Genomic DNA, 21,817 nt, shown 5'->3' with positions numbered 1-21,817 from the left:
ATTAAATCCTAGTTTAGTCAGACATGATCACACAAGATTTCCTGGAGACTGAGTCACTCACCATTTACCGATCCTCTGCGGGCTCGGGTAAAACATATACGTTAACGCGGGAATATATTCTGCTGGCATTATCAGCCCGAGATCGCTATGCCTACAGGAAGATCCTGGCGGTGACGTTTACCAATAAGGCGATGAAGGAGATGAAAGATCGGATCATCGCGAAGCTTGACCAGTTTTCCAGGGGTGATCTGGAGGATACTATGGCGAAGGAACTTCAGCGCCAACTGGATTGGTCTCCGAAGGAGTTTCAGGAACGCTGCGCAGCGCTGCTATCTGAAGTCCTGCATCACTACAGTCATTTTGCCATTACCACTATCGATGCCTTCTTTCAGCAGATCATTCGCAGCTTTGCGCGGGAGCTTCATATTGCTGGTGGGTACCGGCTTGAACTGGAACAGGATCTGGTTTACCGGGAGGTGATTCGTGACCTGATGGAAGAGGTTGATTCGAACAAACACATCCGCAGCTGGCTGGCAGAATTTAGTTTTTCCAAACTGGAGTATGCAAAGGCGTGGGAAGTGGAGAGAGAACTGCTGGCATTTCTCAAGGAGCTGGATCAGGAGTCATTTCGTTCCATCGAAAATGAAATTAAAACGTATGAAGATTCAAGGTTTGAACAGCTTCGTGAAATTGCTGCCGGGAAAGTCAGGGGATTTGAAGATAAGCTCCAGCAGCTGGGTCAGAGGGCTGTAAGCACCATTCATGCTTGCGGACTGGAACAGCATGATTTCATGCGGGCAAGCGCAGCAAATTTCCTGTTTAATCTTTCTGCCCGAAATTATGATGAGAAGAAACTAACCAAAACCTTCCGAACCTGTGCCTCCGGTGAAGGAAGTTGGTTTTCCAAAGCTAATACCAAGATACTGGCTGGTGAAATAGCCACCCTGGATGCATCAGCTTTTCAGGAAATTGCATACCAGGTGCTAACCTTCTGGGATGACCACATTTTTGAATATAAAACCGCAAAGGCAGTATATAAAAATATTTATCTCTTTGCGCTGGCAAGGGATCTGCTCCGAAAACTGGATACTAATAAAAAAGAGCACGATATTCTCTTTATATCCGATGCAACCCGACTTATTCGAAAACTTGTCAAGGAGACGGATGCGCCCTTTATTTATGAAAAGGTAGGCTCCTTTTTTGAAAACTATCTTATTGATGAGTTCCAGGATACGTCCAGGTTTCAATGGGACAGCTTTCGTCCACTCATAGAAAACAGCCTGTCTGAAGGCAAGACGAACCTTATCGTGGGAGATGTAAAACAATCTATATACCGGTGGAGGGGAGGAGATCTGGAATTACTGCAAACCGAAGTGGAGAACACCTTCCAAAGATTTGGTCCGCGTGTCCTGAACCTGGCTACCAATTATCGAAGCCGCAAGAATATCGTCGACTTCAATAATGCGGTTTTTTCAGAGATTCCGGCAGTATTAAAAAAGTCTTTTGAAAAACTCACTGAAGATCCGGTATATGATATTGAATTGAGATTACGGGACATTTTCAGTGACGTTAAGCAAAACTTTGCTGGCAAAGCATCGGATCCGGAAGGCTACGTAGAGGGTAGGTTTCTGGATAATGATACGTATGATGAAATGGTGTTTCCGCAGATTGTGGAAGTGCTTAAAAATCTTCAGGACCGGAAGGTTCCTTTGAAAGAAACGGCAATCCTGGTACGGCGTAACAAGGATGGGAAAAAGATCGCGGAGTATCTCATGCAATACCATGAAGAGGGATATTCATTTGATGTGGTTTCCAATGAGACCCTTCATCTGTCGGCCTCCACCGCAGTGAGCTGTTTAATTGCTGCGCTTCGTTATATAAATAATGCAGAAGATGATTTAACCCGTGCGGCACTTCTGCATTTTTACAGACAGCTGAATTCTTCGGGATCGGAGAGGCATGTTTTTCAACAGGATGAAATGGAGCAGAAGTTGCTTTTGCACATCGCCGCACTAAAGCGCCTCCCGCTTTTCTCCATGGTTGAAAATTTGATAAGCATTCTTGGGTTGCAGGATTCCAGGGGTCATTTTCCCTATTTACAGACATTTCAGGACCATGTCCTTTCATATATGAAAAGGGAGAAAGGGGATGTTCAGGGTTTTATTGATTTCTGGGATGACAAGCTTCATAAAGAAAGCATTCGAATTGCCGATGACCTTGACGCCATCCGCATAATGACCATTCACAAGGCTAAGGGGCTTGAATTTCATTCTGTGCTGCTTCCTTTTTTGAACTGGGATTTGAATAATGACAAGGGCGTTAACTGGTTCATATATGAGACGGATCCTACCGGTCCGACACGTGTGCCGGTTAATTTCTCCAGCGGGCTGAAGGATACAGCCTTTGCTGGTGAATTCAGAGAAGAATCGTATAAGAACTACCTGGATAGTCTGAATATGTTGTATGTGGCTTTTACACGCTCGGCACACGACCTCTGGTTTATGGCAAAGAGAGGCGATTGGGACTCAAGAATTTCAAAGGTAGTGGAAGAACTTTTGCTGAATCCTTCTTTCCCGCTTCCCATACAGCGGGAGGAAGATATTATTAGTTATGGCAATCCTGATTTTGTTTATGCCGGAGCGCCAGGGACACCCTTCCCGGAGATAGAAATTGATCATTATTCATTCTTTGACTGGCAGAAAAAAACGAGGTTAAAACCTGTTCCGGAGCGAATTCGTAATGAGCAGCAGCAGATTTCCATTTCCATTGGAATTCTCGTGCATGATATTCTTTCAAGGGTTAAATATTTGGATGATGTTTCCGGGGTACTTACCGAAACACGTTTTGCTGAAGGTCTGACTGATCAGCAGTTTGAAGGGCTCCGGTCGCGACTTAAGGAAGCTTTCAGAACGCCTGAAGTGCGACAGTGGTTTGATAATTCCTGGGAAGTAAGAAATGAACAGGCTATTTTTTCGAATGGTCAGGAATTCAGGCCTGACAGGGTAATACACCGGCAGGGCCATACCATGGTGATCGATTATAAAACCGGAATCCCCAAATCAGCGGATATGGAACAAATGAAGACTTACCTCTCGCTTGTAAAGGAACTATATACCGGTAAGGTGGAGGGAAGAATTTTATACCTGGAAGATTTAAATATAATTCAAGTACAATGAAGGGGTTTTTATACCAGGTTGCGGAAGAATTGATCCGGGAACATGGCGACGATATGAGTCGTGTAACAGTGGTATTTCCAAACCAGCGTGCCGGATTGTATTTGCGCCAGATTTTAAGAACCAGGGCAGAACGACCTGTTTGGGCCCCGTCCATCATTTCTTTTCGGGAGCTTGTTCAACGTGAATCAAACCTGGTTGTTCCGGATGCGCTTTTTCTCACCTTTGAGTTGTATAAGGTTTATCATAAAATTATTCCCACAGGCGAAGCCTTTGAGGATTTTTACTTCTGGGGGCAGATGTTGCTCCGTGATTTTGATGAGATTGATAAATACCTCGTTCCTGCTCAGAATATCTATAAAGATTTGAGCCGCCAGAAAGAGCTTGATATGGCGTTTGATTTTCTCAGTGAAGAACAGAAAGCGCTTATTCAGTCATTCTGGCGTGGATTTGATGGTGATCGATCTGAGTCACAGGAACAATTTCTTAAAATATGGAACCGGCTGAATGATGTATATGACGCATTCACAGCGCGTCTCAAGGAAGATGGTTATTGCTATGAGGGCAGTATGTACAGACAGCTTGCAGAAAACGTGGAGACTCATAGTTGGAGACAACCGGGTGATATTTTGTGGTTTGCAGGCTTCAATGCCCTCACGTTTGCGGAAGAGAAGATTGTCAAGCACCTGCTCGGGCGTCCGACAACACGAATTTTCTGGGATGTAGACGAATATTACGTTAACGACAAACGTCAGGAAGCCGGACGATTTATCCGTGCTTTCCGGCATGACAGGCAATTGAAACATACCATTCCTGAAGTGCTGCCTGCCATGATCGGTGCAGGTGATCAGGAGGTTCAAATTATCGGCGTGCCTCAATATGTCGGACAGGCCAAACTTTGCAGCAGTTTGCTTCAAAAGACACTGGAGCAAAACCCGGAACTTGATCAACGCCGCATAGCGGTCGTACTTGCTGATGAAACATTATTGCTGCCCGTATTGCATTCGCTGCCCGAATCTGTACAGACCATTAATATCACCATGGGTTTTCCGCTGATCTATGCTCCACTGAGCGGATTTATCGAACTCATTTCTGAATTACATCTGCTGGCCCGCAAACAGGACGGGGAAATCAAATTTCATTACCGTCAGATTCTGGCAATTGAAAATCATCCGATGATGACTGATCACCTGCCGGCAGAACGGCCCTGGAAAAATGAACATGAGCAACGGCTTTACTGGAATATTCCCAGCCTTGCAATCACTCCGCTTTACAGAAAGATTTTCGCGGATACCGATGGAGACTTCGTTTCCTACCTGATATCCATCCTGGAGGAATTATCGGTGATCTCTGCAGAACAGATATCAAACTCACATATTCATTATTTTCTGAAGCACCTGAACCGCTACCGGGAAATGATGGATTATAAAATCGGTGTTGACACCTTCAGGCGTCTTTTCAGGCAACTTGTGCGCATGGATAAAATACCCTTTACGGGCGAGCCCCTGGAGGGATTGCAGATCATGGGAGTTCTTGAAACCAGAAACCTGGATTTCGATCATATATTCGTGCTGGGCATGAATGAAGAATCATTTCCCGCAGGAAAGAACAAGCATTCCTATATTCCATACAATCTGCGGAAGGCCTATGATTTGCCTCATTTTGATCAGCAGGACGCCATTTATGCATATTTGTTTTACAGGCTTCTTCATAATGCGGGTAAGGCCATATTCATTTACAATACGGAAGGGGATGATCTGGGTGGTGAAGAAATGAGCAGGTTTCTCAAGCAACTGATATACGAGCGGCCAATGAAAGTAAGTAATATTCTACTTCGCAGTAAGGCCAATGCCGGGCGAACATCGCCCATCATGGTGCCCCAGGATGAGGAAACATTGGGCCGATTGAGCAGATATACAGGGCGGGATACAAACAAGAGACTCGCTCCCAGTGCGATGAATACGTACCTTGACTGCAGTTTAAAATTTTTCTTCAGGTATGTTGCCAGGCTTTATGAATCCGATGAGCTTGAGGATAATGTGGATGCCCGAACGCTTGGTTCGCTGATACATGAGGGTATCGAATTTCTTTACACTCCGTATTTAGGAAAAGAAGTATCCCCTGAGGACGTTAAAAAACTCAAACCCAGGATCAAGGATGCCGTAATTGCCGGTTTCCGTAAACGATATAAGATTGAAGATGGTGAGCAGTATGAGCCGGAAGGAAAAAATATCATTGCAGCCAGCGTCGCTGAGAAATTTCTGCTAAGAATCCTTGATAAGGATGAAGCCTATGCTCCGTTCAAGGTACTGGGTCTTGAAAAAAAGGTGGAGGGAAGGCGATTGCTGAAGGATGGCATTGAGGTTTATGTTGGGGGTACGGTAGACCGGATTGACATGAAGGATGGTCTGATCCGCATTGTGGATTTCAAGACAGGTTCGGATTCATCGGAGTTCGATGGATTGGATAGTCTTTTTCAGGAAAAAAGGAATAAGGCCGCATTTCAGACAATGTTTTATGCCGTGTTGTATTTGTCAGAGGCCGATACCGACAAGGTTATTCCTGCGGTCTATAACCGAGATGTGCTCTTCCAGGATGCAGACCCCCTTTTCTATGATAAGAAGCTCAAATCGCGCGTAACAAGCCTTTCCGCGTATCGGCAATATGAGCAGGAGCTGGACCAGTTGCTCGGGAAAATCTTTTCTCCTTCCGCTGTGTATGTACAAACGGAGAATTCAAAAATATGTGAATATTGCCCCTATAATATGATCTGTCAGCGCGTCTGATCAGGTGCCAAATAAAATTCCGATAGAAATCTCGAGCCCAGTGTAATCTATTTTTGCATCTTTCCAGTCGATCGGTCGCGTTTCCAGTGGCCCGCTCATCGTTCCTCCTATATAGCTTCCAGTCATTTCAAAGGGCGCATCCCCGATGAAATAGTTAGCCTCCAGTGATACTCCCCACTGATTGGAAACATAGAAAACGAACTCTGTTCCAAAGAAGAAACCCAGTCCAATTCCATGTTTGCCATCCACATCTGAATCGGCCACATCCCATGATTCGTACTTTCGAATGGCCTTGTCCAGGTTGCCATTATTGATTTTGTTGGCGAAACCATAGAAAGCGAAGCCGCCTCCTTTGATGCGGAATTCTGTCGATTGCCCAACCAGCTGCAACACCAGTTCAAGGGGAACCATAATAGTAAAATTAGGACCTACGATCGCATCATTTGTTTCGATATTTTCAATATCCTTAACGTTCATTCCGGACATCCGGTAAAGTGAGAATCCCGTCTGAATAGCCATATATCTGTTCAGGTCGACGCCCACTCCACGCAGTGAAAACGGACTTATGGGGGTGGAAAAGTATCCGTTCTTCGGGATGAAATATGAAAAGGACAAACCTACTTCCTGTGCGCGGGATTTGTATGATGTTGCAGCTGCAATGAGAGTTGTCAGAAGAAAAATGGAGAGGAAACGTTTCATAATTTTATGAAAGGTTAGTGAAAAATTGACATAGCATACTAACTTAACGATTCAAGCTAAACAAACATACATATCATGGTATCAAAACAAAGGCTCTGGCTACTGTTATTTACATTCATTTCTTACATAGCCATGAATGGCTGTACTTCGAAGGAAAACCCCGTGACCGCCGATATGGTGATCAGCGGAGGTACAATCTACACAATGGATCAGACCAATCCGGTGGTGGAAGGAGTGGCAATTGCCAACAAGCGAATTATATATGCAGGACCGGCAGCCGGACTGGAGCAATATATTACTGAAAACACCAGGCAGGTTAACCTGAACGGGAAAACCATGACGCCCGGATGGGTGGAAGGACATGGTCACTTCATGGGAATGGGGTATAACAAGCTGGATCTGGATCTGATGGATGTGAGAAGCTACCAGGAAATGGTGGATCGCGTGAAGGAAGCGGTTGACAAGGCACAGCCCGGAGAATGGATCGTCGGACGGGGATGGCATCAGAGCAAGTGGAATATGCCAGCTGAAGAAATGATCAAAGGGTTCCCTACGAATGACGGATTAAATGAAGTATCTCCGGATAATCCGGTGGTACTGAGGCATGCCTCAGGTCATGCCCTGATCGCTAATGACAAAGCCATGGAAATTGCGGGTGTACTGCCAATGAGTACGGAGAGTATGCAGAACATGGAAATGGAAGGTGGTGAGATCATTCGTGATGAACTGGGTAATCCAACAGGAATCTTTAATGAGCGTGCAATGGGGCTTTTAGCCAAGAACACACCGGAAAATACCCCTGAACGTCAGGCAAAAGCGTTCGCACTGGCGGTCCAAAACAGTTGGGAGAATGGAATAACGGCGTTTCATGATGCAGGAGTTGGACGGGAGACCATTGAATTGTACCGCAGTTATGAAGCGAAGGATTCACTGGGTGTGCGGCTGTATGTGATGGTTACAGGATTTGAGCCTGATTATGTAGAGGAGTGGTTTCAGCGGGGCCCAAAAATTGATACTACAGGGTGGCTTAATATTCGTTCAGTTAAGCTTAATTGTGACGGTGCGTTAGGCTCTCGTGGAGCCTGGTTGCTCGAACCTTATACGGATCGTGCCGGACATTACGGTCATGAGACACTTCCCATGTCTGTCGTTAAGGACATGGCCGAAAAAGGCTTGAAATATGGCTTTCAGATTTGTTCCCATGCAATTGGTGACCGTGCCAATCAGGAAATTCTGGACCGTTACGAAGCAGCTTTCGTGGCAAATCCTGGTGCTGCAGCAGATCACCGCTACCGTATTGAACATGCCCAGCATTTACATCCGGAAGATATTCCAAGATTTGGTGAATTGGGCGTGATACCTGCCATGCAGGCGATTCATATGGCTTCAGACAGGCCATGGGCAATTGACCGTCTTGGAGAGAAACGTATTGTGGAAGGTGCCTATGTGTGGCAGAAACTTCTTCAGTCGGGTGCGAGGATTGTAAACGGCACAGACGTACCGGTTGAACCAATAAATCCCATTGCTTCATTCTATGCAAGTGTGGCTAGAAAAACCCTTGAAGGAACACCGGAGGAAGGGTATGAGCCGGATCAAAGGATGAGTCGGGAGGAGGCATTACGCTCCTATACCCTCGATGCCGCTTATGGTGCATTTATGGAAGATCTTACGGGTTCTATAGAAGTAGGTAAGCTGGCCGATTTTACCGTGCTGGATCAGGATATTATGACGGTTCCTGAAAGCGACATTTTGAATATAAACGTGGCAATGACGATCATTGACGGACGTATTGTATATGAAAAATAACTGGTCACATATTCGAACACCTACGCTCCTGATCGACGAAAAACGGGTTCGAAGGAATATCCACAGGATGGTTACAAAAGCTGCCCGGGCGGGTAAGGTATTCAGGCCTCACTTTAAAACTCATCAGTCCCGGGCGATTGGGGAATGGTTTCGGGATGAGGGTGTATCCCATATTACCGTTTCTTCCGTTGGCATGGCAGAATATTTCGCATCCAATGGTTGGAATAACATTACCATTGCATTTCCATGCAACCTGAGGCAGATCGATCGTATCGATGAGCTGGCCTCAAAAATTGATATTTCGATCCTGGTGGATAGCGAAGACGTCGCTGAACAGATCAGTAAACTCGTTAATCACAAATTGAGGGTATTTGTCGAGATTGATACGGGAAGCGAAAGAACGGGGATCAGGTATGATAATCCTGAAGCGATTATGCGCCTGTATGCGCTGATCGAGGAGTCTGAATTTCTTGAATTTGCCGGCATTTATTCACATGCCGGACATACGTATGCCTGCCGTAGCAGGGAAGAAGTGAAAAAAACCGCCAACGAGGCCATTGACCGTCTCGAGCAGGTAGCGGCGGTTTTCGAGAAAAAGATCGGCGTGTGCTATGGTGATACTCCGGGATGTACTGTGCTGGATGATTTTGGGGATATTATCACCGATTTGAGTCCGGGTAATTTCGTTTTTTATGATATGATGCAGGTCCATATTGGTGTCTGCGAAGTTGATGATATCGGAGTGGTTCTATGCTGTCCGGTTGTCACTGAAAAGACCATTGAGCCGGTGGTTACGTTGTATGGCGGTGCCGTCCATTTTTCAAAGGAACAGCTCGACGATAAATCCTTCGGAAAGGTCGCCATGCTGAACCCTTCCGGATGGGAGGATTCGGTTGTGGGCAGCCTGGAACGAATTTCACAGGAGCATGGGATGGTCAGACTGGATGGCGTAACAGCCAAAGCGGGGGATGTTTTGGCAATTTTACCGGTGCATTCATGCCTTACAGCTGAATGCATGGCAAAATACCTGACACTTAATGGTGTCTACCTTGATCATTACCAAAAAAGCCGGTGAAGCACCGGCCTTCTTTTATTTCAGAAATTTCTGTGTTTTCTTCTTCAGATGATCCCGATCGGAGGTGATCGCCGGGTCGCTGAAAATTTTACTTGAAAGCTCTGCGATTACGCCCTTCTTGTATCCAAGTCGCTCGGCAATATCCTGGCAGAAAGCTATTTCACTTTTAAATACCTGTCCGTCCACTTTCATCAGTTGCACCACGTGATACAAATGTTCAAATTTCTGATCGCTACTGAGCGTGCTGAGATCTCCAATCGGCTTTGCCGGATTACCCAGCATTTGGTCAACTTCTTCCCTGGACAGGCCATTTGACTGTCCGATCATGTGGATCAGTCGGGCTTCCTTCTCAGCCACCTGATTATCACTGGCTGCCAGCTGTATCAATACATTAAGTCTTTCTTGTACCATGATTAAAAAATGATTGCGTTTTTCAAAGCTTAAATGTATTTAAAAATCCGGCACGGAACTGGTCAAAATACCGCCGAATTATTACACTTGTAGTTATTTCAACATTTGATGAACCACTGATGCAACCCTTGATGTCTTGTTTTGTCTTTGGATTGAATATTAATTTTAAAAGCATGAAAACCAAGTATACCTTATTCTTATTCGTAGCCGCACTGTTTCTGGCATCCGGCACAGTATTTTCGCAGCAATCCCAGGAACGAAATGTCGGTTCTTTCAGTGAAATTAAAGTAGGCGAAGCCATTGATCTTTACCTGATACCAGGGTCTGAAGACAAGCTTAGAATTGAAATCGAGGATGGCCGGTTTGATGATGTTGAGACGAAAGTATCGGGCGGCACATTGAAAATTGGTATGCGCCCTGGTAATTACCGGCATACCGTTAAAGTATATGCTACCTATCGAAAACTTGATGGTATTACGGCTACCAGCGCCAGCAATGTTTATACCGAAGGTGTTCTGCGTACGAACAGACTTAATATTTCAATATCAAGTGCCGCATCTGCCGAAATGGAAGTGGAAGCTGAGTTGCTCCAGATTAGCGTAAGCAGCTCAGGAGATCTTGAAATTAGTGGCAAAGCACAAAATGCCAATATTGATGTGTCCAGTGCAGGTGATGTAGATGCGTATGACCTTATCCTTGATGCGGTTCAGGTGCAGGCAAGCAGTGCAGGCGATGCCAAGGTCTTTGCCAAAAATTCGATCCAGGCTCATGCCAGCAGCGGAGGTTCCGTGAAATATCGCGGCAACCCCACAAGGTCACAGACGGATAGCAGCAGCGGAGGCTCCGTCAGAAAATCAGGAGATTAAAACAGGCCCTGGCAGATAATGTCAGGGTTATTTTTTTCGTCTAGAGCGAAGGCGCTCTTCCTGTTGATTTAATTCAAAATTCAATAACGCTACGTGAAAATGCCTGAAATAATCATCGGCAACAGCGTGAGCGGATGTATCAAACTGTGATACGTTCTTCCATTTGCCTGACAACTTCTGAATTGAAAAATTGATCATGTTCTTTCTGTTCAGTTTTAAAAAATCAGTTTGAATATTAAATAAAGTACCAAACAAGTATGCATAACGAGTAAAACGGAAAAAATGTTCGCTAATTGTAAAAAGTGTTAAAATCGTACAGATATTGTACGTTTTTGAACATACCTGAAATTGCGAATTGTACAATGCTGCTTAAGGAGGCTGATTTAATTCATGGCATATCTATTGTGGTAGAACAACACAACTGAACTTTTTACGTTATCACCGCATGAATCGCATCACTCGTTTTTTTTGGGTATGTTCAGGAGCACATCTTGACACCCTCGAGCAATGTCCCAGTGAGTCTTCCAAATATTCAGGTATCGGGGCAACCATATTTTTCACCGGATTATTTGCTGCCGTTGCTGCAGGTTATGCCTTGTACACTGTTTTCGACAGTGTGATTTGGGCAGGCTTGTTCGGAATCGTCTGGGGATTGATGATTTTTAATCTCGACCGCTATATAGTTTCCGGGATGAGAAAGGAAGGATCACTTTGGAAACAACTGCTTACAGCAACACCAAGACTGTTGCTTGCACTGCTCATTTCTTTGGTAATCGCCAAACCGCTCGAACTCAAAATTTTTGAAAAGGAGATTGGTGAGGAATTGCTTGTGATGCATCAGGAAAAGAAAAAGCAGCAGGAAGAATTGATTCGCGGCAGGTATGAGGCAGATCGTAACCTGGCCGAAAATCAAATCCAAAGTTTGCAGAATGAAATCAATCAGAAAGCCGCGATACGTGATGATCTTGCCCGTATAGCCCGGGAAGAAGCAGATGGAACAGGTGGTACCATGCAACGTAATGCCGGGCCGATCTATAAGATTAAAAAAGCCGATGCCGACCGGGCCGAGGCGGAATTCAATGAAATCAGCAAACGGAACGAGGGCCTGATTGCAGAGCAGCGAACAAGGCTGGTATCTCTTGATAGTGCCATGCTGGCCGACCGTGCTGCTATGAATGCCGAGGTGGCGGATGGTCCTGCGGCCCGAATGGATGCACTAAGCCGTCTTACTGCCAAGAGTAGTGCCATATGGATGGCCAATATTTTTATTATTTTATTATTTCTCGCAGTTGAAACTGCCCCGATCTTTGTGAAGCTGATCTCGTATAAAGGTCCGTATGATAATCAGATTCGGGTAGTTGAATATCCTTTTGAAACCAACAGGGTAGAAAAACTAGCACGAACCACAGCAGAAACCCGGGAGCGCACCTCAGATCTTCCCGACTTCGATCGTAAACATGCCAATGACAAACTTGATGTACTGCTGAAGTCAGGGTAATTGACGTCCTTCACCTTTCCAGTGCCGTTCATTCAACGAATAATGAATGGCCAGGCCGATAAGTGAACTAAGTACTGTTATTAGGAAAAAAAGCATTGAAATCGCAACAGAAATTTCCTGGTTCAGGCCAAATAGCTGCGCTCCGTAGAGAAAAACCAATTCCCTTAACCCAAGTCCGCCTACCGTGATCGGTATGATAGTCGCTACTGAAGATACCAGAAAAATTGCGAGATAGGGTAGGTATTCTTGGTGTATGCCTAATCCGTAAATCAAGGCGACGACGCAGGCCATTTGCAATACCTGAATGCTCAGGGAAAGTCCAAAAGTTGCTGGTAAAATCGAACGAAACGATGGAAATATTCGGTAATACAGGTAGATGCCGAATGGTAAGGCCAAAAGCAGCAACCAATTGATCCAGGACGGGTGGTCCGGCAATCGCGGCATTAATGAAAGTGACATGGTTATAACCAACAGATAAATAGCCATAAGCCCGTTAATCCTGTCGGCGACCATGGCCCTGACTAGAGATGGAAAGGAAGTGCCAAATTTTGAATTTAGCAGGTATGCTTTGTATCCGTCACCTCCTATGCCACCCGGGAGCAGGAGATTATAGAACATCCCGATGTAATAAAGTTTCAGATTGAAATTTACCGAGAGGTATGTTCCTATCCGGCCAAAAAAATTATTCAACCGTACGCTGCTGATTACCTGTGATGCGTTGAATGCGATCAGCGCAAGCAGCAAAAATATTGGATTGGTGGATGTGAGATGTTTTAGGGAAGCACTAAAATCAATTTGTCTGAGGAGCAGATAAAGCGCAAGGACGGTTCCGGCAACCTTAATTATGAATTTTAACCTTTGATTCAATTTTGATCGGTTTGGAGATGATGCGCCTGATTTTATAGGTTGCTTTGTGCTGAGATTCATAATAAGTACGCATAATAAGTTCCGTAATGATGCCGAAAGTAAGAAGTTGAATACCCCCGATCAGGAAGATTGCACCAAGGATGAGTATGGGTCTTCCCCATATATCCTGCCCGAGGATTTTTAAAATGAGAAGATAAAAATAAATTACCGATCCCAGTCCTATGGAAATGAGCCCGGCCGGTCCGAATAAATGAATGGGACGTTTTAAATATTTTTGAAAAAATAACAACAGAATCAGATCGCTTAACACACGCATTGTTCGACCGATCCCATATTTAGATTTGCCAAACTTGCGTGCATGATGCTTTACATTCATCTCCGAAATTCGTGCACCATCGAAACTGGCCAGAATAGGAATAAAACGATGCATCTCTCCATAAAGCTGCAAGTTTTTGGCTGTTTCCCGCCGAAAAACCTTGAGTGTGCAGCCGTAGTCATGGACATGAACACCCGAGATATTCCTGATCACGTAATTGGCAATTTTGCTTGGTAATTTCCTTAGAATAAATCCGTCCTTCCGGTTTTTCCGATTTCCAACGATGAGATCGAGATCCTCCCTGATGAGTTTATCCAGCATTAGAGGGATATCTGCCGGGTCATTCTGCAGGTCAGCATCCATGGTAACAATAAATTCTCCACTGGCCTGTTCAATTCCCGCGGCCATGGCTGGTGTCTGGCCGTAATTCCGGTTGAGGACTACAATGTGATGGGGATCATCCAGATGCCGCCGTAATTCCTCAACAGTACCGTCATTAGATCCGTCATCAACAAAGATTACCTCGTAATTAAACCCCTTTAATGCATTATCAATGCTTTCAACGAGATAAGGAACGTTTTCGCGTTCGTTAAGCATGGTTGTAACCACCGAAATTTTGAGGGGAGCAAGTTCCATCACCAATTAAAAACTGATATAGTAAGCTACGTAATTAATATCTTTTTTGTTCCAAATAAGTAAGCTGCTTATTAGACACTGAATTTACGGATAATTGGTGCATCTGAGGAGAAATTACTGTGTATTACTGTTTTTCCTGACCAGAATCATCTGTTTTGCCAATATTTCCAGCTTTATTTCCCTGATGAATCCTATAGCCGCTGTCGTAATAGAGATGATCAATCCAGGTGATGTTATTGTGCCTGCTTAACACAGTGAGCTGGCCCAATTAATAAGATTTGATTAGAATTCCAGCCCGGAATAAATACTGGGATCAATCATTTTTAGTATTCAGGTTGTTTTATTGGCCAGATAGGTCGATTTCAAAGCAATTCCTGAAATTAAGGAGATATATTTTCAAAATCGTGGGTTAATTATTACCCACATGGTCAAAATATTGATATTTTTGTTCACACATTAAATAAATCAACAACCACATGACTACATTGCGAAAAACGGCCCTTGAAAGGGCAAATAGCCGTCCGAAGATTAAAGTTGAATCGCCTGGACGGATTTCAGAATATTTTGGTCGGGATGTTTTTGGATTACTTGAAATGCAGAAACTCCTTGCTCCCGATGTATTCAAAAAAGTAAGCAGGGCAATAGATGCGGGTACAAAGATAGATATTGAAACAGCCGATGCAGTTGCTTCTGCGGCTAAATCCTGGGCGACCACTAAAGGAGCTACACATTATACTCACTGGTTCCAGCCGCTTACAGGATCTACTGCAGAGAAACACGATACATTTTTTGATGCCCTGTCTGGAATTGAAAAATTCAAGGGAACGGCGTTGGTACAGCAGGAACCGGACGCTTCCTCTTTCCCTAGTGGGGGTATTCGAAGCACTTTCGAGGCACGTGGTTATACAGCATGGGACCCAACCTCACCGATGTTTATTTATGGGGTAACACTCTGTATCCCTACGATTTTTGTTTCCTTTACCGGTGAATTGCTTGACAATAAAGCTCCATTAATGAAGGCAGTTGATGCCGTTGATGCAGCAGCAACCCGTGTAGTACAACTCTTTGATAAGAAAGTAACGCGTGTAAAGCCTTCTTTGGGATGTGAACAGGAATACTTTGTCGTTGATAAAGACCTTTATAACGCGCGTCCGGATCTTGTAATGGGTGGACGTACCGTATTTGGTCATAACCCCGCGAGAGGTCAGCAGCTGGACGACCATTACTTCGGCTCAATCCCTCCCCGTATATACAACTTCATGAAGGATTTTGAGATCGAAGCACTAAAGCTTGGTATCCCTGTGAGTACACGACATAACGAAGTGGCGCCGAGCCAGTTTGAAGTGGCACCTGTATTTGAAGATATCAATGTGGCCACAGATCATAATCAACTATTGATGGATGTGATGTCTAAAGTGGCAGAAGGTCACAACCTGAAAGTCCTTTTTCATGAGAAGCCATTTGCTGGTCTCAATGGAACCGGAAAACACAACAACTGGTCACTCATTACCAATACCGGCATCAACCTGTTCAAGCCGAGCAGCAGTGCCCGTGAGAACCTGCTATTCCTTGTATTCTTCGTGAACACAATTAAAGCGGTATACGAATATGCAGATCTTCTCCGTGCAAGTATCGCCTCTGCCGGCAATGATCACCGTTTGGGTGCCAATGAAGCTCCTCCGGCAATCATGTCGGTCTTCATCGGCTCAACCCTCACATCAGTTCTTGACGAGCTTGAGAAAAACGGAAATGTAAAGGTCGAAAAAGGTGACAACATGTATATGAAGCTGGGTATCGATAAGATCCCTCAGATCATTCTTGATAATACAGACCGTAACCGTACTTCACCATTTGCATTTACCGGTAACAAATTTGAATTCCGCGCAGTTGGAGGTGCTCAAAACGTTGCGGCTCCTATGACAGTCCTGAATCTGATCGTCGCTCAACAGCTGAATGAATTCTATACAGAGGTCGAAAAGGAGATAGGTAAGGGAGCCGAGAAGCGTATGGCCGTTGTAAACGTATTGCGTAAATACATCAAGGACAGCAAAAAAATCCGATTCGAGGGAGACGGTTATTCAGATGAATGGGTGAAAGAAGCTGCAAAGCGCGGACTTGAAAACGTGAAGGATACTCCCCGGGCACTTGATGCTTATATCACCAAGAAATCGAAGAAGATTTTTGAGGCCAACGGTGTATTGAGTGAAAAAGAGCTTGAAGCCCGCAATGAGATTTACTGGGAAAACTACATCATGAAAATTCAGATCGAATCTCGTGTGATGGGTGATCTTGCTGCTAACCACATTGTACCCACGGCCGTTAATTATCAGAATAAGCTGATACAGAATGCGAATGGTTTGAAAGGACTTGGAATTTCGAATAAGGAGGTTGTGAAAGTAATCGAGAAAATTTCGGGATACATTCATACCATTCAGACGGAAGTCGATAGCATGATTGAAGAGCGGAAACGTGTCAACAAGATAGAAGACACACGTGAAAAAGCCATTGCGTATTGTGATGACGTCAAAGGTAAATACTTCGATAAAATCAGATACGCTGTTGATAAGCTTGAGTTACTCGTTGATGATGAGGACTGGCCGCTTGTGAAATACCGCGAGATGCTGTTCCTTCGTTAATGATTAACGGAAAAAAAGAAAAGGCCATTGAAATTTCAATGGCCTTTTTTATGCTGAATGGGAATGTGATTTATTAATGAAACGTAGCTTGTATGCGACCGCCCGCTCCTCGGGGGTCGTTAAAAATATATTGCCATTTCTATCATATTTGACCCACGCTAACGCATGGGTCATTTTTTTATTACTCTTTTGCTCAGATAAAGAAAAACGACCCCTGAGTGACGGGGGTCGCATACGTGAGAGAAATATGGTAAAGAAAAACGACCTCTGAGTAACGGGGGTCGCATATGTGAGAGAAATATGGTAAAGAAAAACGACCCCTGAGTGACGGGGGTCGCATACGTGAGAGAAATATGGTAAAGAAAAACGACCCCTGTGTAACGGGGGTCGCATATGATACGTTCTCTGCAGAATTATTCTCAGTGAGCAGCGAAGGTGGAGCGTGCAAAGGACAGTAGTATATGCCCTGTCGAAATGATTACTTTTTATTTAGTATCGTGCCTAATTCTTCGGTATTACTAAGTACCCGAACTGCAGCCTGAAGATCCGGATCAGCATCAAACGTAGACTCAATAGAGCCCCGTTCCAGGTAATATCTGCCGGCAATCTCCTCTTCCAGAAGGGTTTTAATTTGAGATTTATACAGGTCAAGGTCTTTTTCCTTGCTTTGCTCAATCACTTCTTCAAGCTCGTTCAGCTGGTCCTTGATCAGATCATAGTATTTCTCATCACTGGCATTTTCGATCATATCCTCCAGGTTCTTTTCAACCTGGGTTCTATAGGAGTAATCCTGAGTTTTCAACCAGGATTTGAATGCCTCATATTCCTTATCGGATAACGAAAACTGATCGGCTGCCGGAATTTCCGGGTTATCATAGTAATACCGGGTGGCGTAATCGAACAGTATTCCTTTCGTTTGAAGTACATAAGCAATAGCGGAAATATCTTCGCCTTCTACGCTGATATCAGGATCAATTCCGCCGCCATCAAACACTTTTCGGCCATTTTTAGTGGTAAACTCGGTTTTCAGGGAATCCGGAATTTTACCTACGCTTCCGTCAGGTCTGCGATGAGAATAATCCAGCGCCTGAATGCATCTTCCTGATGGAGTATAGTACTTGGCGGTAGTTACTTTAAGCTGTGAATTATAGGAGAGGGGACGGCTTACCTGAACCAGTCCTTTGCCAAATGACTTTTCACCCACAATAACCGCACGGTCATAATCCTGAAGCGTCCCCGCTACAATTTCAGAAGCGGAGGCACTGCCGCTGTTGATCAGTACAGCCAGTGGTATTTCCGTATCCACAGGGTTGTCCAGTGTTTTGTAAGTCTGGTTGTTATCTTCAATTTTTCCCTTGGTGGAAACGACGTCCATGCCCTTGGGAATAAAAACATTGGTGGTATTGACCGCTTCAAGTAACAGACCTCCGGGGTTTCCGCGAAGATCGAGGATGATTTTTTTCGCACCCTTTTCCTTCAATGCCTGAACTGCATTTTTTACTGAGCGCCCTGCCTGGTCGGTGAACTCGGTTAATTTAACCATTCCAATATCTGCCGTTACCATGCCGAAATAGGGGACATTTTCGATTTTCACCTTTTCCCGCTTGAAAGTTAACTTGATGGGGGTTGGTGTATTATAGCGCCTCACGGTCATTTCCACATCCTTGTTGGATTGACCCTTCATCAATTCATTTGTTTCATCACGGGATAGATTTTCAATTGAAACCCCGTTGATGGCAATCACTTCATCACCGATCTTTAGTCCGTTCTTCTGTGCTGAGTATCCGTCCATCAGCATGATTACCTTTACTTTTCCATTAATGCGACCGGTAACGGCACCAATTCCGCCATACTCACCACTGCTTTGGGTTCTGAAATCCTCAATGTCGTCCTCTGGAATATAATTCGTGTACGGATCAAGACTTGCCAGCATGGCATCAATTCCTGAGCGCATCAGCGTATTCGGATTCACCTCGTCTACATAGAGCGCATTTACCTCTTTATAAAGGGTGGCAAAGATGTCCAGGTTCCGGGCGATATCGAAATAACGGTCATCCGGGCCATTGAACGAAAAGAAAATTACCGGGGCAGCGGCCAGGGCAAATACCCATCCCATTTTTCGTAAGGAAGTACGCATATGATCTCGTGGTTTAATCAGGGAAACGTAAGCAGAAAGCTTTTGGTTTCCCTTGTAAGGCATTCATTCAACATTGAAGATACTCAATTCTGTGTAAACCGGATATTATAAAACCCGGAATCTCCGGGTTTTATAATGATTGTAATCGTTTTATGAGAGAATATCAGGCGGTTATATTGGACGGGTTGAAACGGAAAATCTTTTCTAGTCCGTCATTTGAATTCATCGACACGTTCAGATCATGTATGAGACCATCTTTCAGGCTATATACCCAACCGTGAATGTAGGGGAATTCACCTGTTTCCCATTCTTCCTGGACAAATGAAACTTTAGCCAGATTCCCAACCTGCTCAATAATGTTCAATTCAACAAAACGATCAAACCTCTTTTGATCATCCTTGATATTGTTCAACTCCTCTTCATGGGTGCGATAGACATCCTTGATATGCATCAGCCAGTTGTCTAAAAAGCCTAATTTCTCATTGCTCATTGCCGCCTTAACCCCACCGCAGCCGTAATGTCCGCAGACGATGATATGCTTCACTTTTAACACTTTCACCGCATAGTTTACCACGCTCAAAAGATTACTATCGGTGTGCACAACCATATTGGCAATGTTGCGCTGGACGAAAATGGATCCAGGCAAGGCATTCGTTATTTCAGTGGCCGGAACCCGACTGTCGGCGCATCCGATCCATAAAAACTTAGGATGTTGACCTTCTGAAAGTCGTTCAAAGAAATCCGGCTTCATTCGAAGGGTATTCCGAACCCAGTTGATATTCCCTTCCTGCAATTCTTTAATACTATTTGGCATGATATTGATCTTTATGTGATATTAACTTCAATTTAATTATTTATTAAATAGCATGGATAGTCCCTGCTACCCTAAAACACCCGGTTGGTTATCATGAACCGATTTAAGCTTTAGCTCAATATTTTTGTACTGGGCTGTTTCCTTAAAATTTTCGATGACCTCAAGGACATCGTAATCAATATTTCGTGTGCCCGACCCATCGATCGTTACAATGGAATTTTCGGGCAATTTCCGAAGTGTAAGTAGCATACTTCCCTTGTTAATGAATGTAACCTCTTCAGCCAGTTTGATTGTGATCCTTTGCCGGTGGCCATCCTTATCTTCTTCGAACCGGTAGGGCGATCGGTAAACGTTTCGTAAGATATAAAAGATGGCAACCCCCATACCAATCAGAATTCCCTGCAGCAGGTCTGTAAACAAGATCGCGACTACCGTCACAATGAAAGGCACAAATTGTTTCCACCCCAGTTGATACATTTTACGAAACAGAGAAATTTTGGTTAGTTTATATCCTACGACCAACAGGATTGCCGCGAGTGCCGATAATGGAATCAAATTCAGAATTGTTGGGATTAAGATAATGGAAAGCAACAGCAGCACTCCATGAATTACAGCCGACATTTTTGATCGTGCACCAGCATCGATGTTCGCGGAACTTCGCACGATTACTGAAGTCATCGGAAGCCCTCCGATCAGACCTGCGACCATATTCCCGATACCCTGCGCCCTTAATTCCCTGTTGGTGGAGGTGATCCTTTTCAGGGGATCGAGTTTATCTGTTGCCTCGATGCATAGCAGCGTCTCAAGACTCGCAACAATAGCAATGGTGAAGCCAGCGATATAGACATTAATATTGGTCAGTATCCCGAAATCAGGAAATGTAAACTGCCCCAGGAATTCAGCCGTGGAAGCAGCCACAGGTATGGTTACAAGATGCTCACCATGAAGGGCCCAGTCAGAATTATTTCCGTCGAAATATTGATTCAGCAGGATGCCGGCAGCAACCGCTACAAGACCTCCCGGAATAAGTTTGAATAACATTTTCTGACGGATCGCCGGGATCTCCCATATCAGTAAAATGGCCAGACATACTACACAAATGATGAGTGCTCCGGGCTGTATGAATTCTGTCGCACGAAGAATTTCAGTAAAAGTATTTTCACCATCCGCCTGAAAAAATGATAAGTCGCCCTCATAATCTGCATCCCAGCCAACCGCATGGGGAATCTGCTTCATGATCAGGATAAGTCCGATGGCTGCAAGCATTCCCTTGATGACGGAGGAAGGAAAGTAATGGCTGATGATTCCGGCCTGTGCCACACCCAATGCAAACTGGATGATCCCCGCAATTACGACTGCAGCGAGGAATGCTTCGAAACTACCCAGGCTGAAAATTGCATCCAGAACAATCACGGTAAGTCCGGCCGCCGGACCGCTAACACTCACATGTGATCCGCTGAAGAATCCAATGACGATACCCCCGATGATCCCTGATATAAGTCCGCTGAACAATGGTGCCCCCGATGCAAGTGCTATTCCTAGGCAGAGTGGAAGGGCCACCAGGAATACCACCAGTCCGGATGGAAAATCATTTTTCAAATTTGAGAATAATCCCGTTTTCATAAATGGCTGATTGAATGTAATCCCGAAGGAATACAGGTTAAAGTTATGGAGTTGATCTTGTGGCGTTAACTGGTCAGGTATCGCTGCCCCGCTCCGGAGGGGGAGTGAACACATCCGAATGAACCATGCTTAAATATGGATTCAGTAATTCCGGAATGTTGTTGTTTTCCTGCAAAGTAATTCCGTCTGTTAATCCAGGCGAATAAGCGTAAAAGTCCTTTCCGTCCTCACATTCGTTTTCATGCTGATCTCCTGCGGGTTGATGATCGTCTGCCGGCAGGTGGTAACATGCTGAGTCTTCTGAATAAACCACCGAAAGGATAGGGGGTGTAACGAAGGACAATACCAGGCTGAGACTGATCAGAAATGTTAGGATGGTGGATTTATTCATATAATGATCAGGCATTCGTGCTATTGCCCGGATTGATATACTTTCAATTTAATTATAATGGATGTAAATAGATAGTTTCCCTA

The 21,817-nt window shown here is 44.6% G+C and carries 15 protein-coding genes; 7 read left to right on the top strand and 8 right to left on the bottom strand.

What is annotated here, in order from left to right; genetic code table 11:
- Positions 1–23: 23 nt before the first annotated feature.
- Complete coding sequence (locus LDX50_RS22160; RefSeq protein WP_225698396.1) at positions 24–3,176, top strand: UvrD-helicase domain-containing protein; 3,153 nt, start codon at positions 24–26, stop codon at positions 3,174–3,176.
- Complete coding sequence (locus LDX50_RS22155; RefSeq protein ID WP_225698395.1) at positions 3,173–5,959, top strand: PD-(D/E)XK nuclease family protein; 2,787 nt, start codon at positions 3,173–3,175, stop codon at positions 5,957–5,959. The genes LDX50_RS22160 and LDX50_RS22155 overlap by 4 nt, the downstream gene beginning before the upstream one ends.
- On the opposite strand, the gene LDX50_RS22150 is transcribed toward LDX50_RS22155, so the two are convergent.
- A complete protein-coding gene (locus LDX50_RS22150) occupies positions 5,960–6,658 on the bottom strand; it encodes a hypothetical protein (RefSeq protein WP_225698394.1) in 699 nt (232 codons plus the stop codon).
- Positions 6,659–6,733: 75 nt separating this feature from the next.
- Between LDX50_RS22150 and LDX50_RS22145 the strand changes: the two genes are divergently transcribed.
- Together LDX50_RS22145 and LDX50_RS22140 are read left to right on the top strand one after the other, a co-directional pair.
- A complete protein-coding gene (locus LDX50_RS22145; protein WP_225698393.1) occupies positions 6,734–8,464 on the top strand; it encodes an amidohydrolase in 1,731 nt (576 codons plus the stop codon).
- A complete protein-coding gene (locus LDX50_RS22140; RefSeq protein WP_225698392.1) occupies positions 8,454–9,539 on the top strand; it encodes an alanine racemase in 1,086 nt (361 codons plus the stop codon). Before LDX50_RS22145 ends, LDX50_RS22140 begins: the two co-directional genes overlap by 11 nt.
- Before the next feature lie 15 nt (positions 9,540–9,554).
- Here LDX50_RS22140 and LDX50_RS22135 read toward each other — a convergent pair whose 3' ends face one another.
- Entirely contained in the window at positions 9,555–9,950 is a 396-nt protein-coding gene (locus LDX50_RS22135) for a tellurite resistance TerB family protein (protein ID WP_225698391.1), read from the bottom strand.
- Positions 9,951–10,123: 173 nt separating this feature from the next.
- Between LDX50_RS22135 and LDX50_RS22130 the strand changes: the two genes are divergently transcribed.
- Both LDX50_RS22130 and LDX50_RS22125 read left to right on the top strand, forming a co-directional pair.
- On the top strand, positions 10,124–10,816 hold the full coding sequence (locus LDX50_RS22130; protein ID WP_225698390.1) for a head GIN domain-containing protein: 693 nt from the start codon (positions 10,124–10,126) through the stop codon (positions 10,814–10,816).
- Positions 10,817–11,261: 445 nt separating this feature from the next.
- Complete coding sequence (locus tag LDX50_RS22125) at positions 11,262–12,314, top strand: DUF4407 domain-containing protein (RefSeq protein ID WP_225698389.1); 1,053 nt, start codon at positions 11,262–11,264, stop codon at positions 12,312–12,314.
- Here LDX50_RS22125 and LDX50_RS22120 read toward each other — a convergent pair.
- The gene (locus tag LDX50_RS22120; RefSeq protein WP_225698388.1) at positions 12,306–13,181 is read right to left on the bottom strand and encodes a lysylphosphatidylglycerol synthase transmembrane domain-containing protein; all 876 of its coding nucleotides are present in this window, start codon (positions 13,179–13,181) and stop codon (positions 12,306–12,308) included. The genes LDX50_RS22125 and LDX50_RS22120 overlap by 9 nt on opposite strands.
- Positions 13,153–14,133 carry a glycosyltransferase family 2 protein gene (locus LDX50_RS22115; protein ID WP_225698387.1) on the bottom strand — a complete coding sequence of 327 codons (981 nt, stop codon included), beginning with the start codon at positions 14,131–14,133 and terminating at the stop codon, positions 13,153–13,155. Before LDX50_RS22115 ends, LDX50_RS22120 begins: the two co-directional genes overlap by 29 nt.
- A 476-nt stretch (positions 14,134–14,609) precedes the next feature.
- Here LDX50_RS22115 and LDX50_RS22110 point away from each other — a divergent pair, with 476 nt between their 5' ends.
- The gene (locus LDX50_RS22110) at positions 14,610–16,769 is read left to right on the top strand and encodes a glutamine synthetase III family protein (RefSeq protein ID WP_225698386.1); all 2,160 of its coding nucleotides are present in this window, start codon (positions 14,610–14,612) and stop codon (positions 16,767–16,769) included.
- Between the two features lie 478 nt (positions 16,770–17,247).
- On the opposite strand, the gene LDX50_RS22105 is transcribed toward LDX50_RS22110, so the two are convergent.
- From LDX50_RS22105 to LDX50_RS22090, 4 genes are all read right to left on the bottom strand, one after another.
- Positions 17,248–18,906: a S41 family peptidase gene (locus LDX50_RS22105; RefSeq protein ID WP_225698385.1), complete on the bottom strand. Its 1,659-nt coding sequence runs from the start codon at positions 18,904–18,906 to the stop codon at positions 17,248–17,250.
- 163 nt (positions 18,907–19,069) lie between these two features.
- On the bottom strand, positions 19,070–19,720 hold the full coding sequence (gene can / locus LDX50_RS22100; RefSeq protein WP_225698384.1) for a carbonate dehydratase: 651 nt from the start codon (positions 19,718–19,720) through the stop codon (positions 19,070–19,072).
- 66 nt (positions 19,721–19,786) lie between these two features.
- Entirely contained in the window at positions 19,787–21,343 is a 1,557-nt protein-coding gene (locus tag LDX50_RS22095) for a SulP family inorganic anion transporter (RefSeq protein WP_225698383.1), read from the bottom strand.
- Positions 21,344–21,416: 73 nt separating this feature from the next.
- A complete protein-coding gene (locus LDX50_RS22090) occupies positions 21,417–21,734 on the bottom strand; it encodes a hypothetical protein (RefSeq protein WP_225698382.1) in 318 nt (105 codons plus the stop codon).
- Positions 21,735–21,817: the final 83 nt, after the last annotated feature.

The organism is Fulvivirga sedimenti, assembly GCF_020328055.1.
Note: the sequence above shows the minus strand (reverse complement) of the source record. Positions and strands in the feature narration are given on the sequence as shown.

Excerpts from the sequence above, each read along its gene's own strand:
- LDX50_RS22140 (WP_225698392.1), top strand. The coding sequence starts at position 8,454 with ATGAAAAATAACTGGTCACATATTCGAACACCTACGCTCCTGATCGAC.
- LDX50_RS22105 (WP_225698385.1), bottom strand. The coding sequence starts at position 18,906 with ATGCGTACTTCCTTACGAAAAATGGGATGGGTATTTGCCCTGGCCGCT.
- LDX50_RS22110 (WP_225698386.1), top strand. The coding sequence starts at position 14,610 with ATGACTACATTGCGAAAAACGGCCCTTGAAAGGGCAAATAGCCGTCCG.
- LDX50_RS22150 (WP_225698394.1), bottom strand. The coding sequence starts at position 6,658 with ATGAAACGTTTCCTCTCCATTTTTCTTCTGACAACTCTCATTGCAGCT.
- LDX50_RS22145 (WP_225698393.1), top strand. The coding sequence starts at position 6,734 with ATGGTATCAAAACAAAGGCTCTGGCTACTGTTATTTACATTCATTTCT.
- LDX50_RS22125 (WP_225698389.1), top strand. The coding sequence starts at position 11,262 with ATGAATCGCATCACTCGTTTTTTTTGGGTATGTTCAGGAGCACATCTT.
- LDX50_RS22095 (WP_225698383.1), bottom strand. The coding sequence starts at position 21,343 with ATGAAAACGGGATTATTCTCAAATTTGAAAAATGATTTTCCATCCGGA.
- can (WP_225698384.1), bottom strand. The coding sequence starts at position 19,720 with ATGCCAAATAGTATTAAAGAATTGCAGGAAGGGAATATCAACTGGGTT.
- LDX50_RS22160 (WP_225698396.1), top strand. The coding sequence starts at position 24 with ATGATCACACAAGATTTCCTGGAGACTGAGTCACTCACCATTTACCGA.
- LDX50_RS22130 (WP_225698390.1), top strand. The coding sequence starts at position 10,124 with ATGAAAACCAAGTATACCTTATTCTTATTCGTAGCCGCACTGTTTCTG.
- LDX50_RS22115 (WP_225698387.1), bottom strand. The coding sequence starts at position 14,133 with ATGGAACTTGCTCCCCTCAAAATTTCGGTGGTTACAACCATGCTTAAC.
- LDX50_RS22090 (WP_225698382.1), bottom strand. The coding sequence starts at position 21,734 with ATGAATAAATCCACCATCCTAACATTTCTGATCAGTCTCAGCCTGGTA.
- LDX50_RS22135 (WP_225698391.1), bottom strand. The coding sequence starts at position 9,950 with ATGGTACAAGAAAGACTTAATGTATTGATACAGCTGGCAGCCAGTGAT.
- LDX50_RS22155 (WP_225698395.1), top strand. The coding sequence starts at position 3,173 with ATGAAGGGGTTTTTATACCAGGTTGCGGAAGAATTGATCCGGGAACAT.